An 18,966-nucleotide genomic window follows, 5' to 3' on the forward strand; every position below is an offset into this window, starting at 1 on the left:
GAGTCACCACGCGCGGGCGATCTCATTTTGTTAGTACCGTGGGGGTCGTACAGATGTTCACCTTGTCGATCAAATCAGGTTTGTTGTGAACCCAGCAAACTGGTAAACTTGTTTCATGAAAACTACGCTGGATTTGCCCGATGAACTGATGCGAGAGATGAAGCTTCGTGCTGTCATTCAGGGGCGCACGTTGCGCGACTTGGTGGCTGAATTTCTCAGGCAGGGGCTTGGGTTGTCAGCCACGACACCAAGTCCAGTCCAGTCACCTGGCGGCATGGTGACGCTCAATGGCGGTGGCCTGCCGGTCATCCGTTGCCGTGCCGACGCACCCGCGGCACAAATGCGTCCACAAGACTTGCTTGCACTGGAACAACAGACGCAAGCAGAACAGGATATGGGCCGTGCCAGCAGCGCTGTTTGACACCAACATCTGGATTGCAGCCGTTTTCACCACGCACCCTTGCCATGCGGTGGCTCAACAAGCCTTGCAGCTTGCCACGCCGTTAGAACCTGCCGTGTTTTGCCGGGCCACGCAACAAAGCTTTTTGCGCTTGGCATCCACGCCAGTCATCCAAAAAACGTATGGCGCAGAAGGCTTGACCAACCGTGATGCACTGGTCGCCCTCGACGCATTGCAAGCCTTGCCCCAGTGCAGCCAGCGTGATGAAACGCCAGGGGTGTTTGCGTTGTGGCGCACTTTGGCAAGCCGTGGCACGGCATCGCCCAAAGTCTGGATGGATGCTTATTTGGCCGCTTTTGCGTTAGCCGGTGGCTTGCGTTTGGTGACGCTGGATGGTGATTTCAGAAACTTTGTGCCGCACGGGCTCGATTTGACGCTGTTGCAGCCGTAAGCCGCCACCGCTTTGCATGGTTTGCACACTTGGCGCTAGGGTGCATGCGGCTCTGACTTTCATATGAAGCCAGCCTGTTGCTGCTGACCATCAAGGCCAAGCGCTGTGGCCAACACCTTCAATTGCTGCGCCGCGGCGGCATCATGAATGGCGATGCCATGCGACCAAAGCACCAGCATTCTCTGAGCGGTCGGGATAAAGCTGGGGTACCGGGCTGCCTGGGTCGCCGCATCCTGCCCCACACTGAGCATGGCATTGACCAAACGGGTGTGGGTCTCAACTTGAAACTTGGGCGCAACAAAACACCGGTCGGCCAACTCTTTCAGGTTTTTGCGGGTAAACCAGCGCTTGACACCCCCAAAACTCAGGGCCGGTGCGTCAAGCGCATCGCCGTTCTGCGCTCTTGGCGCATAGACCGACATGGACAACATGTCAAAAACGGGCGACAAGCGCACATCGCTGGCGCTTGAATAAACAAAACCAAAATTTTTCAGGTGCGCATCACCATTGCGGATGGCCATGCAGGCCACGTAGTGCGCGTAAAACTGCTCAAGCGCCGCTCTTCTTTGCTCAAGTGGGCAGAACTCAGCGATCTTTTTGATGATTTTTTCCACCGAACCAGAAAACTTGTCGCCCGCATTGAGTGCCAGCATCGCGCACATGTCCTCAAAAGCCAGGTTGACACCGGGCTCAAGCACATCAAAGCGGCGAATCGCCAGGCGATTGGCATCCTCTGAGAGTTGAAACTCGGGCACGGGCAAGCCCATTTGTTTTGCCACGCTAAGGCCAAAATATTCATTCAGGATCAGATGAGGATGGTCGTCGTCATTGGACTTGATGATCCAGTGGTCAAAAATCAAGGTGCTTTTGCGATCCGCAGGCGTGTCCAAGTGTGGGCTTTTTGCCAGAAATTTGGGAAAGCCACCTGACACGCCTGAGAAATCGGCATGGTCTTCCAGAAAGCGGGCCACCATTTCTTTCGAGCTGCTTTTGAGCAAAGTTTGCAAGTCCTCGCACGGACTCTGCGTTGGCAGGGGCGACCCATAGGGAGCGAGCTTGATGCGGCCCACCAAATGCGCCCCCACCACCGAGAGCAATTCCATGTCGCCAAAATAGTCGAAATGTTTGGCAAATTTTTTGGTCAACATCTGCCTGAGCGCACCTTCAGGCAAACTGACTTGAAACACCGGGTGCAACGCGGAGTGAACCCAGCTCTCAAGGCGAACCGGCATCAGCAAAGACACCATTTGGCTGCTGGCTATATGGGTTTGGTACGAAAAAACATAGCGGTTGAGATCAACTTGCTCCAGCGTACCGACCAAATCATGGTTGACGTAAACGTCCAGCTTCACAGCGCACCTCCAAAACGGTCTTTGGCGTTTTGGGCATTCATGTCGTCAAGCGTGGGGGGGTGAGAGCTGCCCGCCTGCGTGACGATGTCCAGGCAAGTCAGCAGCCGACGCAAGGTGCTCAGGTTGCAGTCGCCCCCTTTTTCGATCATCAGCAGTGCCCTGCGGCTGATGCCTGCGGCCTGCGCCAACTTGGCCTGGCTCCAGCGCAGTTGCTTGCGTTTGGCCACCACTGCGCTCACCAGTGGGTCGAGATGGTCTAGATTTGGCAAGGGTTGGGGTGGCTGGGTGGGCATGGCTGAGGTAATCTTTAAATCACTATTTAACCACGATTATCAAATTTAGTAATCTTTGAATCACCTATTGGGTTGATGGCTTTGCCCGCAAGGTGCTACGCACTACCCAACATGCGCCCAGCGCAGGCAAGCGCCAAAGGCCTGGGTCACCCGGCTGGCTTGCGGCGAGGCGCGCACGATGCTGAAAAAACTGCAGCGGTAGCTGAAGCATTCGGGCTTGAGCGCGCGCATCTGCCCCTGCCGCACAAAGTCAGCGGCGTAGTGGTCGGGCAAAAAGCCTAAAAAGCAGCCCGACAAAATCAGCGTGGCAATGGCTTCCTGGTCATAGCCGGTGGCAGCGCGGGTCAAGGCCACTTGCTGGGTCAGCTCCATGTTGGGCGAGTGGTAGCCCAGCCCGGCAAAAGCATGGGCACGCAATGCCGCCCAATCCAGTGGCTCGGCGTTGGGCGCAGCGGCAAACAGTGGGTGTGCCGCACCGCAATACAAATACATGGTCTCGGTAAACAGCTCGTCATAGGCCAGCAGCTTGGAGGTGCGGTGGCCGGGGATGATGCCGACCTGAAACTGGCCGTCGAGCACGCCGCGCTCAATGGCATCGAGCGGTGCCACATGCAGGTGCAGCGCCACCTCTGGCGCCTGCGCCACAAACCGCGCAATGGCTTGGCCAATGTGCGATTGCGGGTTGCTGGCGGTTTTGTCAAACACGGCCAAATGCAGCTCGCCGCCCATGCGCTGGTGAATTTCATCCACCCGGCTGCGAAACGCATCGGCACTGGCCAGCAGGCGCAGGGTTTCGGCATAGATCTGTTGGCCTTCAGCCGTGAGCGCAAAGCCAGCGCGGCCACGACGGCACAAGCGCAGACCCAAGCGGGTTTCCAGGTCTTTGATGTGGCGGCTGACGGTGCTGGTGCCGATGTTGAGCGCCAGCTCGGCCGCAGCCATGCCGCCACAGTCGGCCACGGTTTTGAACACACGCAGCAGGCGCAAGTCCATGTCACTGAGCTGGCCGAGGGCGGCGCGGGTTTTAACTTGCATAAATTGTCAACTTTATGGTGATGCTTGTTCATTTATAAGAGTAACAGAGCCGCTCACAATCGGCTTTTTTGCACCCCCAGGAGCCCCATGAACATGCCCGCCAGCCCAGACACTCAAGCCCTGACCCGCCCGCGCACGGACGCGGCCTGGCTGGACGCGCACTGGATGCCGTTCACCGGCAACCGCGATTTCAAAGCCCACCCGCGCATGATGGCCAGCGCCCAGGGCGCGTATTACACCGACATCGACGGGCGGCGCATTTTTGATGGCCTCTCAGGCCTGTGGACGTGTGGCCTCGGCCATGGCCGCGCCGAGTTGGTAGAAGCCGCGCGCAAGCAGTTGGCCACGCTGGACTACTCGCCCGCATTCCAGTTTGGCCACCCGCTCTCATTTGCCTTGGCCAACAAGCTCAAGGAACTCACACCGGCTGGTCTGGACTATGTGTTTTTCACCGGCTCGGGGTCGGAGAGCGCCGACACGTCGCTGAAGATGGCACGCGCCTACTGGCGCGCCAAGGGGCAGGGCACCAAAACGCTGTTGATCGGGCGCGAAAAGGGCTACCACGGGGTCAACTTTGGCGGTATTTCAGTGGGTGGCATTGGCGGCAACCGCAAGGTGTTTGGCCAGGGCATAGCCGCTGACCATTTGCCGCACACGCAGCCGCCGGCGGGTTCGTTTTACCGCGGCTTGCCGCCCGCTAAGGCGCAAGCCAACGGCTACGGTGGCGCTGCTTTGGCCGACGATTTGCTCAAGCTGATTGCACTGCACGATGCCAGCAACATTGCCGCTGTCATCGTGGAGCCCATGTCTGGCTCAGCCGGTGTGGTGGTGCCGCCAGCAGGCTATTTGAAACGCATCCGCGACATCTGCACGGCGCACAACATCTTGCTGATTTTTGACGAAGTCATCACCGGCTTTGGCCGTCTGGGCACTTACACCGGTGCAGAATATTTTGGTGTGACGCCGGACATCATGAACTGCGCCAAGCAGATCACCAACGGCGCGCAACCGCTCGGCGTGGTGCTGGCCAGCAAAGACATTTACGACACCTTCATGGCCACGGGTGGGCCCGATTACCTGCTGGAGTTTGCCCACGGTTACACCTACTCGGCGCACCCGGTGCCGTGCGCGGTGGGCTTGGCGACGCTGGATATTTTGGTGCGCGAGCACATGCTGGAGCGTGTCAAGGCACTGGCGCCGCACTTTGAGTCCGCGGTGCATTCGCTCAAGGGTTGCAAGCACGTGGCTGACATTCGCAACCTGGGGCTGGCGGCAGGCTTCACCATTGACGCGCTGCCAGGCGAGCCGGCCAAACGGCCGTATGAGATTGCCAAGGCGATGCTGTCCAAGGGCTTTTATGTGCGCTACGGTGGCGACACCATCCAGCTGGCGCCGCCATTCATTTCTACGCCCGAGCAGATGGACAGTTTGATCAATGCGCTGGGTGAAACCTTTAACACTACGGCGTGAGTGGATGGATGTTTAGCTCCTTCCCCCGCTGGGGGAAGGTTGGGATGGGGGCGCGCTTGACACCGATGAGCGCCCTTGCAATGCCAGCCCCCACCCCTGCCCTCCCCCAGCGGGGGAGGGAGTCGGGCAGGGTTCTTCGTTTCCGGCTCGTCCGGGTTAGGGCTTATTCATGAACAAAACCTTAGGCTGAGAAAGTTTGTCTGATGTACCTACCCAAACACTTTGAAGAAACCCGCCCCGAGGTGCTGCACGCGGCCATTGCTGCGCACCCGCTAGCCAGCCTGGTAACGGTGCAAAACGGCGTGGTCACCGGTCTGCGCCAGGAACCAGGCGACCAGACTACTGAGATGGCTGAATGGGTCTCCAAACAACTACGATAAACATAGCTGCTTGCGCTTTATATATATGCGCTAGAGCCTGATTTCTTATATATTTTCTAATCCTTTTTCAATCCCCCCATTCCCTCACCAAGACCATCACCATGTCCACCACCCTCCCCACCATCCCCCACCTGATCAACGGCCAGCGCACGCCGGGCGGCAGCCGCACGGCCGACGTGTTCAACCCCGCCACCGGCCGGGCTGAAAAGCGCGTGGGGCTGGCTGACAAGCTCACCGTAGAGGCGGCCATAGCCAATGCCCAGGCCGCCTACCCAGCCTGGCGCGCCACGCCGCCCTTGAAACGCGCCCGCGTCATGAGCACGCTCAAAGTGCTGTTGGAGCAACACGCCGATGCCATTTGCGCGCTGGTCACCGCCGAACACGGCAAGGTGCTGGCAGACAGCCTGGGCGAGTTGCAGCGCGGCATTGAAAACGTCGAATACGCCTCTTACGCGCCCGAGCTGCTCAAGGGCGAGCACAGCAAAAATGTGGGGCCCGCCATTGACTCGTGGAGCGAGTTCCAGGCACTGGGCGTGTGCGCGGGCATCACACCGTTCAACTTTCCGGTCATGGTGCCGCTGTGGATGTGGCCGATGGCCGTGGCCTGCGGCAACACGTTCATTTTGAAGCCGTCCGAGCGCGACCCGTCCAGCGCCTTGCTGGTGGCCGAGCTGGCGCTGCAAGCTGGTTTGCCGCCAGGGGTATTGAACGTGGTGCACGGCGACAAAGAGGCGGTGGACACGCTCTTGACCGACCCCCGCGTCAAAGCCATCAGCTTTGTCGGCTCCACCCCGATTGCTGAATATATTTATAGCACCGGATGCAGCCACGGCAAGCGTGTGCAGGCGCTGGGTGGTGCAAAGAATCACGCTGTGGTAATGCCCGATGCCGACATCCCCAACGCCGTCAACGCCTTGATGGGCGCGGCCTATGGCTCGTGTGGCGAGCGCTGCATGGCCATTCCGCTGGTGGTGGCGGTGGGCGATGCCACCGCGGACGCGGTGATTGCCGGGCTGAAAGTTGAGATTGCCAAGATGAAGGTCGGCCCCGGCACGCAAGCCGCCTGCGACATGGGGCCGCTGGTGACGAAGGCGCATTTTGACAAGGTCAAAGGCTACGTAGACCAAGGCGTGGCCGAGGGCGCAACGCTGGTGGTTGATGGTCGCTCAATCAGCGTGCCAGGCCACGAGCAGGGCTACTTTTTGGGCGCCTGCCTGTTTGACAACGTCAAACCCGGCATGACCATTTACCAAGAAGAAATTTTTGGCCCGGTGCTGGGCGTGGTGCGCGTCAAAACCCTGCAAGAGGCGATGGACCTGATCGACGCGCACGAGTATGGCAACGGCACCTGCATCTTTACCCGCGACGGCGAGGCCGCGCGCTACTTCACCGACAACATTCTGGTCGGCATGGTGGGCGTGAACGTGCCGCTGCCCGTGCCGGTGGCGTACCACAGCTTTGGCGGCTGGAAGCGCAGCCTGTTTGGCGACCTGCACGGCTACGGACCGGATGCTGTACGTTTCTATACCAAGCGCAAGACGATTACCCAGCGCTGGCCGTCGGCGGGGGTGCGCGAGGGGGCGGTGTTTAGCTTTCCGAGCAGCAAGTAGCAATGGTCGAAAAAAAGCCTCGTCTGGCAGCAGACGAGGCTTTTGAATGGGCTGTTTCAGTGAACTGTCAGCATGAACTGCTCTGCCCTGTCAGCCGCGACAAACTTAACAATTCCACGCGTTTGCTCGGAGCAGCCTTTCAAGACCAGTCGTTGCATGACTTCCGGACCATCACGCAGAATCAATGCGCCTAGAAGTTCGTCAACAAACGACTGAGTAACTTCCACACCTGTGAAGTTAACAACAACTTCCACTCCCTCGCTCAGCGCATGCTCGATGCGCTTACGAATGGGAATGGCGGACGACCGCATGCCAAACATGCGGCCAATGGCGTGTTGCTGCAGGGCGATTTGGGTGGTCATGTGGGTGTCCTCAAGTTGGAAAACGCGAACTGGGGGCTGCCGATATCTGAAAGAAATCATACTATCAGTCGTCGAAGCGCAGCGCAATTGGGGTTTTGACCTGTTTGTTCACATCCATTGGAGGAAGTAAGTCAGGAATATTGACAGACGGTAGTTTCTGGCAAACAAAGGTGGCCGAGACAGCAACACCATCCCATTTGCCCTGCAAAGCCCGCACTTGATCCTGTCGTTTGCCTGCAGCGACACCACCATCTAAAAATAGGGCGTCGCCACTGACAATATGCACGTCACCGCCCGTTGCTTTAGATATTCGAACCGTGGTCGTCAGCCCGACACCCTCGTTAACACTTTCGCCAAACAGTCCCATATCGCGGTTGCAACTCACCTTGGGCTTGAGTGCTGTGCGAATAGCTGCAGCGTGGGTCTTTGCCGAGAGCTCAGGGTGATTTTGCAAAGTTGCCAGAAAGCAGCAGCCGTTATCAACCACTGCTACCTGAATCCGCCCGCCCTGGTCTTTGTAATACTGAGCGGCGACCCACACAGAGGCTTTGAATGCCCCCTCCCGCTTGGCATGTGTCAATGCATTCTCTAACAACTCCGACAGCGCATACCGCAGGGGTCGGTAGTATTGGTCGTACTCTGTGTCAGGCACATTGAAATCGAAGGGCTTTGGCCCACGTCCAATGATCTTTCCAACAATGGCCATAGCCAGCCGGTCGGCCACATCTTCTGACTTACTCGAACCCGTGACGCGCGTGATTTCCAACAAGTTGCTGCGTTGATCGTTACGCACTCGGTTTTGCGGAATATTCACACCATCAACAATGATTCCGTTGAAAAAATCCATTCGCTCAAGATACCCGGCTGTAGTAGTTTTCAGCCAAGGCATTGAAACGCGTCTGCACCTGCTCAAAGGTTCCAGTATTGCGGCAAGCAAAGTCATGCCCAACGGATCTACAAAATTAACGTTGGCGCAATCCAGTTCAACATCACCATCCCCTTTCACCGCCAAACTCAGCGCTTCTATCAGGGCAGGAAGGTTGTTGACACCCACACTGCTGGGCAGCATCACCTGGATGGCGGGGCAGTTTTTTTGAGAACTCATGGGCTGAACTTTACCCTCAAGCCACCACTTGCAGCACCGCCTCAGCCAGATGGGCTTGGGTAGATTGGCTGGCGGACAGGTGCTGGCGCAGCTCAAAGCACAGGCTTGTTGGCCACTGCGAACAGGTTGCGTGCTGTGCGAGCCACAACCTCATGGCCTTCCACCAGAATGCGCACCATCTCATGTGCTTTAGGTGGCGTGGTGGGCGCATCAAGTCTGAAAAAGCAGCCGCCGGCCAGCTGCAAGGGATAATCCGCGCCACATGGCACTTATCACACTACTTGACGCACAGCTGGCTTACGGACACGTGCCGCTGCTTGACCACACCACTTTTTCCCTGGAGACGCAAGAGCGCGTGGGCCTGATTGGCCGCAATGGCGCGGGCAAGTCTTCGCTGCTCAAAATCCTCGGCGGGCTTGAAAAACCTGACGACGGCACGCTGCAAGTGCAAAACAACATCCGCATTGCCTACGTGGCACAAGAGCCACAGCTTGACCCGGACGCTACTGTATTTGTAGCTGTTAGCGCAGGTATGGCAAGGGCTATAGCCCTGATTGACGAATATTCTTTAGGCCATGGTGATCTGGACGCGATGCAAAGCGAAATCGAGTCGCTGGACGGCTGGACCTGGGAGCAGCGCGTGGGCGAGACGCTGCACCGCTTGCACCTGGAGCCCGAGGTGCTGATCGGCACACTCTCGGGTGGCAACAAAAAGCGTGTGGCGCTGGCGCAAGCGCTAGTGGCCGCGCCGGATGTGCTGCTGCTCGATGAACCCACCAACCACCTGGATTTGGACAGCATTGAGTGGCTGGAAGGCCTGCTGTGCGACTTCAAAGGCAGCATTGTCACTGTCACCCACGACCGCAGTTTTCTCGACAACGTGGCCACCCGGATTGTGGAACTTGACCGTGGCAAGCTGCAGTCTTACCCCGGCAACTTTGCCGCCTACCTGGTGCAAAAGGCAGAGCAAGCGGCACAAGAAGCGGTCATCAACGCGCGTGCCGATAAGCTGCTGGCGCAAGAGGAAGTGTGGATTCGCCGTGGCGTGGAGGCACGCCGCACCAAAGCACAGGGACGCATCAACCAGCTTGAGGTGTTGCGCGCCCAGCGTGAAGCCCGCCGCGAGGCGCTGGGCAGTGTCAAGCTCGACGTGGCCAGCGGCGCGGTCAGCGGCAAGCTGGTGGCCGAACTCACGCATGTGAGCAAAAGCTTTGGTGAGCGGAAAATTGTGGACGACTTCTCTACCGTGATTTTGCGCGGCGACAAGGTGGGCCTGCTCGGCCCCAACGGCGCGGGCAAAACCACGCTGCTGAAACTCATTTTGGGCGAGCTCAAAGCCGACCCCGCTCCCGCCAGCGCGCCCAAGCCCGGCCCGGGCGAAAGTGCCTGGGGCACGGTGCGCCAGGGTGCCAACATCACCGTGGCCTACTTTGACCAGATGCGCAACGCGCTTGATCTGGACGCCACGCTGGAAGACTTCATCAGCCCGGGCTCAGAGTGGATCGAGATTGGCAACCGCAAACAGCACGTGAAAAGCTACCTGGGCGACTTTTTGTTCAGCCCAGCGCGTGCCAACTCCCCCGTGCGATCTTTAAGCGGTGGCGAGCGAAACCGGTTGCTGCTGGCACGCCTGTTTGCCCGCCCGGCCAACGTGCTGGTGCTCGACGAGCCCACCAACGACCTCGACATCGACACCCTGGAGCTGCTTGAAGAGCTGTTGCAAAACTTTGACGGCACGGTGTTTCTGGTCAGCCACGACCGCACCTTTTTGGACAACGTCGTCACCAGCACCATCGCTTATGAAGGCAATGCCCGCTGGCGCGAGTTTGAAGGTGGCGTGCAAGACTGGCTGACGCAGACCAAGCGCGCCAACGAGATTGCCAAAAATAATGGTAAAAATGGCACCCAGCCCTTTAACTACGGGCGTGAGCAGCTCTCAAAAGTAAAGTCATCTGCGGGTCAGTCAGAAGCTGCTGCACCAGCCATACCGGCCATGGCCGCACCCGCCAAAGCACGCAAACTGGGTTTCAAAGAACAGCGCGAACTCGATGGCCTGCCCAACCTGATTGCCGCGCTGGAAGCCGAGCAAGCTGAAGTGAATGCGCTGCTGGCAGACGGCAGCTTGTACGCCATCGACAACGCCCGCGCCCTCAAACTCGCCACCCGCACCGCGCAGATTGATGACGAGTTACTGGCCGCGCTGGAGCGCTGGGAGCTGTTGGGCGGGTGATGCATTCTGGCGCTACTGGACAATTGCTTTAGGCCAAATGTGCATTTTTTAAAGCATTAACTTTATGTTGAATGACATGTGCCATCTGCATCTTCCAAGCGGGGGCTTCATTCGTTGCACGTAAGCTGCCGCAGAGGTCGAGCAACTCATGAATCAAACCGATCTCAACATGTCCAGAAGTGAACAGAGCTTCAAAAAAAGCTTTGAACTGTACAAGTGTTACCGGGATGATGTCCAAGCGCATTTTGTCATCCGTGCGATTGAACCAAACACCAATTCGAAATGTTTCGGCGGTGTTGGAGTCGATGTGATTTGCGATGAATAGCCCATAGACAGGCTTATCAGATTGCGCACCATATTGAATAACGAGATCAGCCACATGGCGGCGCACAGGTTCGCCTTCGGCGGCTTCCTGCCGTGAGTTGTCAGTCAATGTGACCTCGACCACGAGTACAAAATCATGAAACTCAAAAAGCAAGTCTGGTCCGTTTCCAGGTGCCGTTCCAACGGGCAAAAAATCTTGGTCAATTTTGAAGCGTCTTGCTTCATGAGGTTTATTTGTCAGACTGTTGATGGCAAGGAAGGCGCGCCAGAGAACCCACTCGAAATAAGCGGGTGCTTCGGCCTGTGGAACTTCGATATCCTCACCATTTGCTAGGGTTTTTTTACCTTTTCTTTTGATGATGAGTTCCATGTAGGCGGCAATTTCTTCCCACTCCATCGCCTGCCGGGTTGCATATTCTTCTTCGTTACGTTCCGACAAAATTCTTTCAATCTGGTGGCGAATGATCGCTATATCTGCCGGGGTGCCCATTGGCTTGCCAGTCGTGTCAAATGGGACGCCGCGTTTGTCAAGCTGCTGCAAAAGATCATCCAACACGGCCAGTGCTGAATCCTTGTTATCGGTTGGTAGCTTTGCACCGTTGCACAGGGTGATGAAGTAAGAGCGGTCAGAATCAGGAATCCCGGTATCCTTAATCAGCCGCTCAACGAAAACATGCTTCTCCGGTACAAGCGAAAGGCCGCGCCCTTTGCTTTGTACCAGCCCTGTCGCTTTGAGATAGCGCAGATTGGTGTCGGCATAGTCATTGAACGTGCCGGCTGCGTATCCGTGCAGAACGGCGGCTGCTTCGCGCTCTTGTCTGTCAAACTTGCGTTTGTTGGGGGATGCAAGCCGCCGCTTCCGCAACGCCAACACCTGGGCAACGATGTCAGCCATTAATTCATCACTGCTGGTGAGCTGCACAACAATCGCCATTTCAACAAAGTTAAGACGGCTTTCGCCGGTTTGCTTCTCCAGCTCAACCATGACGGCCAGGGTATGTCGTAGCGGTGAAAACACAGAAAAATCGAACTTCCGCTCCAATGCGGAAGGGATGTAATGCGCGGCCAGAGCCCGCAAAAAACACTCCTGTATTGCGGGCACAGTATCGGCACGAATTAGCCGCCAGCCGTTGGGCGTAATCATGTCAATCGGGCCGATTTCACTTTGCGATATACCGGAGGTTGGCGGCACTTCTGGGTAAAGGAAACCCAATTTATTCAATGCAGAGCGCCATTTACGCCCCACGCTGTAGGTGTCATCGTCACCAAGTTCAACAATGCCACGTTCACCCAGTAAGCAGCGAAGAGCCCGTTCTTGTTCCTGTCCTCTTAAATTTCCTTGCAAGGATGAGTGAGATAACGCTACCAGGCCTTCACGTAAACGGAAGGGACTGCGAACGGTAGTGTTACCGAGGTGCCAAGGCTTCATAGGTGGATTCAATAGCCAACAAAAAAGTATTCTTTCACGCTGTTTTTGTTATCGCTCACCTTGTGTCCCTGGTTGCCAAAAGAATATCTGTAGTCCACGGGAACCACCTCGACATGTGGCTTGTGCTTGGCCATGAGGGACACCATTTCGTCGAGTGTGGGCAAGCTATTGGACGAGTAAGAAACGATGAGCACGCTGTCTCTGAACCGCTTGAACAGCGAGTCAAAGGCTTCAGTGGCTCCTTTGCGTGACGAAAACGGCGTTGGGTAAGACTTGAATTTTTTGGTGGTGGTGTGCTCTTGAATCTCTACGCCTTCCCAATTACGGGCTAGACCTTCGACAAAGTGATAGCGGCGCACATATTCGTTGTCAGACAAAGGGGAGTAGTAAGGTGGGTCAATATAGACCAAACCTGGTTCCCGGTTTTGTACCGTCATCGCATCGCCATGACGGGCCTTGTTGGCTTGGCCGTTGTTGAACACGGCGGCATTCACACTCTCGACTGCTTCCAGAAACTGTTCTCTAAAGGTCTTCAGTAAGTCTTTGCGCCCATCGTCATACCTATGACCGACATAAGTAAAAATGCCACGAGGACGTTTTTTCAGACAAGACCGAATCAATGCTGACATGGCAATGGCGCGCTGATATGGATTTTTCAACGCGTTGATGTTCGCTCGCAGTATGTCGATCAGTCGGTTATCGTCATCAATGAAATAGAGCCCTTGAAACTTGGTTTCCACAAAGTGATCTACTGGATGCAACGGCTCCAGCAGCGCCAACGCATCGTTCTGTGACAAGGTCACGTCATTGTTTTCAATCATCGCCTTGGCAAAGGTTGCCGACATCGCCATGTAGTCATTGCTCACCACAGCTTTGCCGTGCGACTTAAGCATGTAGCTCACCACGCCTGACCCCGAAAACAGGTCAAGTGCCGTGTCAAATTTGAACTGCGATGCCACAGCCCAAATGTCGCCAAGCAGTTTGCTTTTAGACCCCATGAAGCGTGTCGATGGGTACAGAGCGGTTTGTGCTGGCAGTGGTGCAGGAACTGAGCGCAAATTGAAACGCTGCCGAGGCGGCACCGTGACAATGACATCTTCACCAGTACGGCCACTGCCGTTGCATGAGATGTATCGTTTGGTTTGGATAACTTCAACCGGAAAAAGGTGGTACTGCTCGTGCACTAGGGGGTGGTTTGAATTGGTCAGCACAATGTGGCATCCCAACTCATGCAAGCGCTTGACCTCTGCCGCGAGTTCGATGTGATCTTCTTCATAAAACTGCTCCTTGGTGTAGCGTTTGAAGTCTGCGAATGCCGATACAGGTAAGTAGGGAGGGTCAAGAAAAATGAAGTCACCGGGCTGCGCGTTGTTATTCAATACGGTTTTGTAATCGCCGCAAACAATGGTGGTGTTGCGAAGTATTTCAGAGGCGGCTTTGAGGCTCATCTCATCCAAAATTTTTGGATTTTTGTATCTGCCAAATGGCACATTGAATTGCCCTGCTTTGTTGACTCGATATAGCCCGTTAAAACATGTCCGATTCAAAAAAATAGTCCGGGCTGCGACCTCGACATCAGATAGTTTGGAGACATCCTGTGCGCGAACGGCGTAAAAAACATCTTCGGTATTTTTGAGTTCTTGAAGCTGGGCAATCACGCCATTCACGTCATTTGCAACTGAACGGTACAGATTGATTAGTTCGGGGTTGCTGTCGGCAATGATGCCGTTGGTTGGGTTGACCGCAAAAAAGACTGCACCGCCACCAAAAAACGGCTCAATGTAACGGCCATATTTTTTTGGTATTTTGGGCAAAATCTCTTTCAGTAGTTGGGTCTTGCCGCCCGCCCACTTAAGGAGTGGGCGAATCCCGGCCAAATCCTGCGGCTTATCTGATACTGCTAATTGCCCCATGCCATTTTCCTATTTGTTCAAAAACCATATGTGTTCTGCTCTACACATCGATTAAATACTGTATTTAGATCCAGTTTTTGAAGATCTTAGCCGAAATTGGAAAACAAGAGACAAATAATCCTCGTAATTACTGGATGACAAAGTGGGGGCATAGCTTCGGTGTCTGCCATTACAAGATGATTCAGGTGACGAAACGCTCGGGGTAGTTCACCTGAGGCATGCACATCTACAAAGGTTAAAGAGGGTTGCGCCCAAACAATTTTCTCGATTAACTGCAATCAGCGTGATTTAATCACGTTCATGCTGAATTTCTTACGTTGCATCCTCTGCTTATGCTGCTTAGCTCTGCTACCCGGCGCTCAGGCTGCGCCTGTGGTGCGCATTGGGGTGCTGTCGTTTCAAAGCCCGGCCGACACCCTGGCGCAATGGGTGCCCACCGCCCAAGCGCTGCAGCGGGCCATGCCCCAAACCCGCTTTGACGTGGTGCCATTGAGCTACGAAGCGCTTGATGCCGCAGTAGCGGCCAGACAGCTTGACTTTGTGCTGACCAACCCCGAGCACTATGTGGTGCTGCGCAACCAACACATGCTGCGCCCGATGGCCACCATCAACCAAAATATCGCTGGCCGAGTGGTGGACAATTTTGGCAGTGTGATTTTCACCTTGATGGGCAGTGACATTCAAACCCTGGCGCAAGTGCACGGCAAGCGGGTGGCCGCTGTGGGCTTGAATTCGCTGGGCGGCTATTTGATGGCGGCTGATGTGTTTTTGGCGCAAAGCCTGCAACTGGAAAACTCGAAAGACGCCCAGGTGAGTTTTTTGGGTGTGCCCCACAGCCGCGTGGTGCAAGCGGTGCTGGCGGGCCAGGCCGACGTGGGCATTGTGCGCACCGGTGTGCTGGAGCAAATGGCGGCTGCAGGCAAGCTTGATCTGCACCAGCTGCGCGTGCTCAATGAGCAGCCGTCAGAGCGCTTTCCGCAACTGCTCTCGACCGATTTGTATGCCGAGTGGCCGTGGGCTGCCATGCCCAGCACCGCGCCGGAGCTGACCCGTGAGGTGCTGCTGGGCTTGTTGCAAATCAGTGCCGACTCTGATGCTGCACGTGCTGGGCGCTACCAAGGTTTTTCGATACCCGCCAACTACACCCCGGTTGAAGAGCTGATGCGACGCTTGCACGTGTACCCAGGGCAAGACGCTTTTCCTACTTTGCAGACGCTGTGGTTACGCTACGAGCATTGGATTGAAATCGGGTTGAGCCTGGTAAGCCTGTTTTGGACGGCCTTGCTGATTTATTTTTGGCGCAGCAACCGCCGCTTGAAAGAGCTCACGCGGCTGAACCGCGAGTCGCAAACCTCGCTTGAGCTGACGGCGGCCGCCTTCAACAGCCAGGTAGGCTTGATCGTGACCGACGAGCTGACCCGCATTCAACGCGCCAACCCAGCCATGGCCTTTATTTTGGGGTTTGATGAGTCTGACTTGCTCGGGCAAAGCACGGAGGTCTTGCGCGGTGCCAGCGTGTCACCAGGCACGCTGCGCACGCTGTGGGAAGAAGTCAAAACCCATGGCCGCTGGCAGGGTGAGCTGCTGTGCCAGCACCGCGATGGGCATGATGTGCCTTGCATGGTGAGCATCTCCACCATCCGCAACCCAGTCACCGGGTTGACCGGGTTTGTGGGCTCGTTTGCCGACATCACGGCGCAAAAAAAATCTGCCGATGACATCAAACAACTGGCCTACTTTGACACCCTGACCGGGCTGCCCAACCGGCGCATGTTTTTGGAGCGTTTGCAAACCACCCTGGACACCGCGCTGGCCGAGGGCACGCTGGCTGGGCTGATGTTCATTGACTTGGATCATTTCAAAAACCTCAACGACGCACATGGCCACTCGGTAGGTGACCAGTTGCTCAAGCGCATGTCGCAACGTCTGGGGTTGCTGCTGGATGCCAACGATTTGGCGGCGCGCCTGGGCGGCGATGAGTTTGTGGTGATGATGGCGGGCTTGAGTACCAACGAAGACGAGGCCATGGCCAGCCTGATGGCGCTGGCCGAGCGCATTCACCACACCTTGCTGGAGCCCTTTGAGCTTGATACCCACAACGAGGTCGGTTTGTATGCCCAAACCCTGCACTACACCTGCAGCGGCAGCATTGGGGTGGCGCTGTTTGGCTTGCTTGATGAGCCGCTGACCGAGGTGCTCAAGCGTGCCGATGTGGCCATGTACAAGTCCAAACAAGATGGCCGCAACCTGATTCGCCAATATGACCCGCAAGCGCAAAAAGCGCTACATGCACGCATGGCACTGAGCAACGACCTGAACCTGGCACTGCGCGATGGCCAGCTCACCCTGCTCTACCAACTGCAGGTGGATGCGCACAACCAGGCCGTGGGTGCTGAGTGCCTGATGCGCTGGCACCACCCCGTGCGGGGCGCTGTCTCGCCAGTGGAATTTATCCCGCTGGCTGAAGAGTCGGGCGCGATCGTGGCCATGGGTGACTGGGTGGTGCGCAGCGCCTGCGAAACCCTGGCACGCTGGGCGCGGGTGCCGCAGCTGCGCCACCTCACGCTCAGTGTCAATGTCAGCCCGCGCCAATTCACCGAACACGATTTTGTAGCCCGCGTCACACACATTTTGCAAGACACCGGCGCTGCCGCACACCTGCTGCGGCTGGAGGTGACGGAAGGCATCGTGATGCAAAACACGCACGAGGTCATTGAAAAAATGCGCGAGCTGTGCGCCTTGGGTTTGAGTTTTTCAATTGACGACTTTGGCACCGGCTATTCGTCGCTGTCTTACATCCAGACCTTGCCACTGGCCGAACTGAAAATTGACAAAGCCTTTGTCAACGACCTCACCACCAGTGAGCGCGCTCAAGCCATTGTCAAAGCCATCATTGCCATTGGCCACAGCATGGGCATCACGCTGGTGTCTGAAGGGGTCGAGACGCAAGCCCAAAAAGACCAACTGCTGGCACTGGGCTGCACCTTGCTGCAAGGCTATCTGGTTTCTCGCCCCATTGAATGCAGTGCGCTGGAGCAGCTGATCGCGACCAAGCATTCCACTGCGTTGCTGTAGCCAGCCGGGGCCGGTCGTGGGGTAACCCCCGCTCAGAGTGAACGGGTCATAGCTGTGCCAGTGGCACGCCGGCGGCAGTTTCATCGGCTTGCAACAGCGCTATCAGCTCGGTCAAATCCTGGTTCAACCGCTGTAAGGTGGCTAGCGGCAACTTCTCTAAGGCTGACGGCAACACGCCTTCAAATGGCCCCGGCACTTGCGCCAGCAGCATGTGCGCGGCATCAGTGATGAACAAGTGCACATGACGCTTGTCTTTGACGCTTTTGTCCATGCGAATCAAATCTTTCTCCAGCAAAGCGCGCACCAGGTTGCTGGCAGTGGACTGGTGCACATCCATGCACCGGGCCAGGTCGCCCAGCCCCATACCTGGCTGATCGCGTACAGCGCTCAACGCCCAAACCTGCGCGCCCCCCAGCCCGACTTGCTTTTCAATTTGCTTGAAATGGTGGCGCACCGCCCCAAACACCACCCGAAAGCGGCGCAGCACCTGGCTGGCTGGCACGATGGCATGGGGCGCGGGTGAAGCGTGGGCAGTGGACATAAAAGCAGCTTGGCGGTTGTTGAACAGCCCAATATCTTAGGGCTGAACGCCCGTGCCGAGTGTCTTTTGCCCCCCAAAAGGGTGCAATTCAAAGTGGCGAGGTGGTTGGGGTTTTCATCAGCTCTTGGCGCACCATGTGCATCATCAGATCGTCAAAGGTGTAAAAACCGTTGCTTCGTTCAGCCAGCTGGGCCAGTGCGAAGGCTGCGCCGGTGCCAAAGGCACGCCGCTCAATCGAGTTGTGAATCAGCCGCACCGTCTGGTACGGAAAGCCAAAGATCACCTCATGATGCCCCACAATGCCGCCGAGACGCAACGAGGTGATGCGGTCTTCGTCCACATCAATGCTTTGGGCAATCTTGCGCGCCGTGCCAGACACTTCAGGTTTGTCGCGAAAGTGCTGTTCCAAAATTTCCACATCAGCAAATGGCGCAATGGTGCGCAGCAAGCGGGCAGCCAGAATCAAAAAATTGATGCCCACTGTGATGTTGGGCGAACACAGCACCCGTGCCTGTGTGCCCAACTGGTGGGCATAAGCCAGGTCTTGCGCGCTGTAGGCAGAAATGGCGCTGACCAGCATCAAGCCGCGCTGGCGTACCTGTTCGCCATAGGCATGCAAACTGGCTGGTTTGGAAAAATCCACCAACGCATCGACCGGGTGCACTGCCAACCAGTCAGCCCATGCTTGCGGCGTGGTCAAAGCCACACTGGGCACAGCCACCTCGGGGGTGAGTTGCACCAAGCCGCCAGTAGACTGGCGCGCAATCCAGCACAATTCATAACGCGGGTCTTCAAGCAGCACGGTCGCCACAGCTTGCCCAGCTTTGCCAAACCCTACCAAACCAACTTTGATCATGATGCCTCTCCTGATGTGTGCCTGTGGCGGGCAACCCACAACGCGTGACCGAAACCGGCATTATCGTTAAATACATTTGTAGCAATGTATTTAAGCTGCACAATCTGCTGTGACATCTCCCCACTGGCCTTGAACCACCC

17 protein-coding genes and 1 pseudogene are annotated in these 18,966 nt (G+C 56.6%); 7 read left to right on the forward strand and 11 right to left on the reverse strand.

Annotated elements, in window-relative coordinates:
- Positions 1-115 precede the first annotated feature (115 nt).
- Positions 116-421 (forward strand): hypothetical protein, encoded by a 306-nt coding sequence (locus PHT20_RS07750; RefSeq protein ID WP_300085830.1) that lies wholly within the window; start codon positions 116-118, stop codon positions 419-421.
- A complete protein-coding gene (locus PHT20_RS07755; protein WP_300085833.1) occupies positions 402-851 on the forward strand; it encodes a TA system VapC family ribonuclease toxin in 450 nt (149 codons plus the stop codon). Before PHT20_RS07750 ends, PHT20_RS07755 begins: the two co-directional genes overlap by 20 nt.
- A 59-nt stretch (positions 852-910) precedes the next feature.
- Here the strand turns inward: PHT20_RS07755 and PHT20_RS07760 are convergent, their stop codons facing one another.
- The 3 genes from PHT20_RS07760 to PHT20_RS07770 form a co-directional block, all read right to left on the reverse strand.
- Positions 911-2,203, reverse strand: coding sequence for a type II toxin-antitoxin system HipA family toxin (locus tag PHT20_RS07760; RefSeq protein ID WP_301020061.1), 1,293 nt, complete (start codon positions 2,201-2,203; stop codon positions 911-913).
- Positions 2,200-2,496 (reverse strand): helix-turn-helix transcriptional regulator, encoded by a 297-nt coding sequence (locus PHT20_RS07765; protein WP_301020062.1) that lies wholly within the window; start codon positions 2,494-2,496, stop codon positions 2,200-2,202. The genes PHT20_RS07760 and PHT20_RS07765 overlap by 4 nt, the downstream gene beginning before the upstream one ends.
- Before the next feature lie 102 nt (positions 2,497-2,598).
- Positions 2,599-3,531, reverse strand: a complete 933-nt coding sequence (locus PHT20_RS07770) for a LysR family transcriptional regulator (protein ID WP_301020063.1) — start codon at positions 3,529-3,531, stop codon at positions 2,599-2,601.
- Positions 3,532-3,618: 87 nt separating this feature from the next.
- Here PHT20_RS07770 and PHT20_RS07775 point away from each other — a divergent pair, with 87 nt between their 5' ends.
- The 3 genes from PHT20_RS07775 to PHT20_RS07785 all read left to right on the forward strand — a co-directional run bounded on the left by PHT20_RS07775 (position 3,619) and on the right by PHT20_RS07785 (position 6,991).
- Complete coding sequence (locus PHT20_RS07775) at positions 3,619-5,001, forward strand: aspartate aminotransferase family protein (RefSeq protein ID WP_301020064.1); 1,383 nt, start codon at positions 3,619-3,621, stop codon at positions 4,999-5,001.
- Between the two features lie 203 nt (positions 5,002-5,204).
- The gene (locus PHT20_RS16730; RefSeq protein WP_366520910.1) at positions 5,205-5,381 is read left to right on the forward strand and encodes an FMN-binding negative transcriptional regulator; all 177 of its coding nucleotides are present in this window, start codon (positions 5,205-5,207) and stop codon (positions 5,379-5,381) included.
- A gap of 101 nt (positions 5,382-5,482) precedes the next feature.
- The gene (locus tag PHT20_RS07785; protein ID WP_300087556.1) at positions 5,483-6,991 is read left to right on the forward strand and encodes a CoA-acylating methylmalonate-semialdehyde dehydrogenase; all 1,509 of its coding nucleotides are present in this window, start codon (positions 5,483-5,485) and stop codon (positions 6,989-6,991) included.
- A 56-nt stretch (positions 6,992-7,047) separates the two neighbouring features.
- Here PHT20_RS07785 and PHT20_RS07790 read toward each other — a convergent pair whose 3' ends face one another.
- From PHT20_RS07790 to PHT20_RS07805, 4 genes and pseudogenes are all read right to left on the reverse strand, one after another.
- The gene (locus PHT20_RS07790) at positions 7,048-7,353 is read right to left on the reverse strand and encodes an STAS-like domain-containing protein (RefSeq protein ID WP_300087558.1); all 306 of its coding nucleotides are present in this window, start codon (positions 7,351-7,353) and stop codon (positions 7,048-7,050) included.
- Positions 7,354-7,417: 64 nt separating this feature from the next.
- Positions 7,418-8,458, reverse strand: a complete 1,041-nt coding sequence (locus tag PHT20_RS07795; protein ID WP_300087560.1) for a hypothetical protein — start codon at positions 8,456-8,458, stop codon at positions 7,418-7,420.
- Between the two features lie 16 nt (positions 8,459-8,474).
- Positions 8,475-8,612 carry a hypothetical protein gene (locus PHT20_RS07800; protein ID WP_300087566.1) on the reverse strand — a complete coding sequence of 46 codons (138 nt, stop codon included), beginning with the start codon at positions 8,610-8,612 and terminating at the stop codon, positions 8,475-8,477.
- Positions 8,563-8,670 (reverse strand): annotated as a pseudogene (locus tag PHT20_RS07805) (DNA starvation/stationary phase protection protein); the annotation flags it as partial. The pseudogene PHT20_RS07805 and the gene PHT20_RS07800, both read right to left, overlap by 50 nt.
- Positions 8,671-8,720: 50 nt before the next feature.
- Between PHT20_RS07805 and PHT20_RS07810 the strand changes: the two are divergent.
- A complete protein-coding gene (locus tag PHT20_RS07810) occupies positions 8,721-10,688 on the forward strand; it encodes an ATP-binding cassette domain-containing protein (RefSeq protein WP_301020065.1) in 1,968 nt (655 codons plus the stop codon).
- 28 nt (positions 10,689-10,716) lie between these two features.
- Here PHT20_RS07810 and PHT20_RS07815 read toward each other — a convergent pair whose 3' ends face one another.
- Both PHT20_RS07815 and PHT20_RS07820 read right to left on the reverse strand, forming a co-directional pair.
- Positions 10,717-12,441, reverse strand: a complete 1,725-nt coding sequence (locus PHT20_RS07815) for an AlwI family type II restriction endonuclease (protein WP_301020066.1) — start codon at positions 12,439-12,441, stop codon at positions 10,717-10,719.
- Between the two features lie 8 nt (positions 12,442-12,449).
- A complete protein-coding gene (locus PHT20_RS07820; RefSeq protein WP_301020067.1) occupies positions 12,450-14,354 on the reverse strand; it encodes a Dam family site-specific DNA-(adenine-N6)-methyltransferase in 1,905 nt (634 codons plus the stop codon).
- A 375-nt stretch (positions 14,355-14,729) separates the two neighbouring features.
- On the opposite strand from PHT20_RS07820, the gene PHT20_RS07825 reads away from it, so the two are divergent.
- Positions 14,730-17,429, forward strand: coding sequence for an EAL domain-containing protein (locus tag PHT20_RS07825; RefSeq protein WP_301020068.1), 2,700 nt, complete (start codon positions 14,730-14,732; stop codon positions 17,427-17,429).
- A 46-nt stretch (positions 17,430-17,475) separates the two neighbouring features.
- On the opposite strand, the gene PHT20_RS07830 is transcribed toward PHT20_RS07825, so the two are convergent.
- Both PHT20_RS07830 and PHT20_RS07835 read right to left on the reverse strand, forming a co-directional pair.
- Entirely contained in the window at positions 17,476-17,970 is a 495-nt protein-coding gene (locus PHT20_RS07830; protein WP_301020069.1) for a MarR family winged helix-turn-helix transcriptional regulator, read from the reverse strand.
- Between the two features lie 88 nt (positions 17,971-18,058).
- Positions 18,059-18,826, reverse strand: a complete 768-nt coding sequence (locus tag PHT20_RS07835) for a dihydrodipicolinate reductase C-terminal domain-containing protein (protein ID WP_301020070.1) — start codon at positions 18,824-18,826, stop codon at positions 18,059-18,061.
- Between the last annotated feature and the right edge of the window lie 140 nt (positions 18,827-18,966).

The sequence above is a fragment of the Rhodoferax sp. genome (assembly GCF_028715765.1).
Lineage (GTDB): Bacteria > Pseudomonadota > Gammaproteobacteria > Burkholderiales > Burkholderiaceae_C > Rhodoferax.

What these genes read in the sequence shown, in the direction of transcription:
- PHT20_RS07750 (WP_300085830.1), top strand. Translation starts at nt 116, where the DNA reads ATGAAAACTACGCTGGATTTGCCCGATGAACTGATGCGAGAGATGAAG.
- PHT20_RS07765 (WP_301020062.1), bottom strand. Translation starts at nt 2,496, where the DNA reads ATGCCCACCCAGCCACCCCAACCCTTGCCAAATCTAGACCATCTCGAC.
- PHT20_RS07770 (WP_301020063.1), bottom strand. Translation starts at nt 3,531, where the DNA reads ATGCAAGTTAAAACCCGCGCCGCCCTCGGCCAGCTCAGTGACATGGAC.
- PHT20_RS07775 (WP_301020064.1), top strand. Translation starts at nt 3,619, where the DNA reads ATGAACATGCCCGCCAGCCCAGACACTCAAGCCCTGACCCGCCCGCGC.
- PHT20_RS16730 (WP_366520910.1), top strand. Translation starts at nt 5,205, where the DNA reads ATGTACCTACCCAAACACTTTGAAGAAACCCGCCCCGAGGTGCTGCAC.
- PHT20_RS07785 (WP_300087556.1), top strand. Translation starts at nt 5,483, where the DNA reads ATGTCCACCACCCTCCCCACCATCCCCCACCTGATCAACGGCCAGCGC.
- PHT20_RS07790 (WP_300087558.1), bottom strand. Translation starts at nt 7,353, where the DNA reads ATGACCACCCAAATCGCCCTGCAGCAACACGCCATTGGCCGCATGTTT.
- PHT20_RS07795 (WP_300087560.1), bottom strand. Translation starts at nt 8,458, where the DNA reads ATGAGTTCTCAAAAAAACTGCCCCGCCATCCAGGTGATGCTGCCCAGC.
- PHT20_RS07800 (WP_300087566.1), bottom strand. Translation starts at nt 8,612, where the DNA reads ATGAGGTTGTGGCTCGCACAGCACGCAACCTGTTCGCAGTGGCCAACA.
- PHT20_RS07810 (WP_301020065.1), top strand. Translation starts at nt 8,721, where the DNA reads ATGGCACTTATCACACTACTTGACGCACAGCTGGCTTACGGACACGTG.
- PHT20_RS07815 (WP_301020066.1), bottom strand. Translation starts at nt 12,441, where the DNA reads ATGAAGCCTTGGCACCTCGGTAACACTACCGTTCGCAGTCCCTTCCGT.
- PHT20_RS07820 (WP_301020067.1), bottom strand. Translation starts at nt 14,354, where the DNA reads ATGGGGCAATTAGCAGTATCAGATAAGCCGCAGGATTTGGCCGGGATT.
- PHT20_RS07830 (WP_301020069.1), bottom strand. Translation starts at nt 17,970, where the DNA reads ATGTCCACTGCCCACGCTTCACCCGCGCCCCATGCCATCGTGCCAGCC.
- PHT20_RS07835 (WP_301020070.1), bottom strand. Translation starts at nt 18,826, where the DNA reads ATGATCAAAGTTGGTTTGGTAGGGTTTGGCAAAGCTGGGCAAGCTGTG.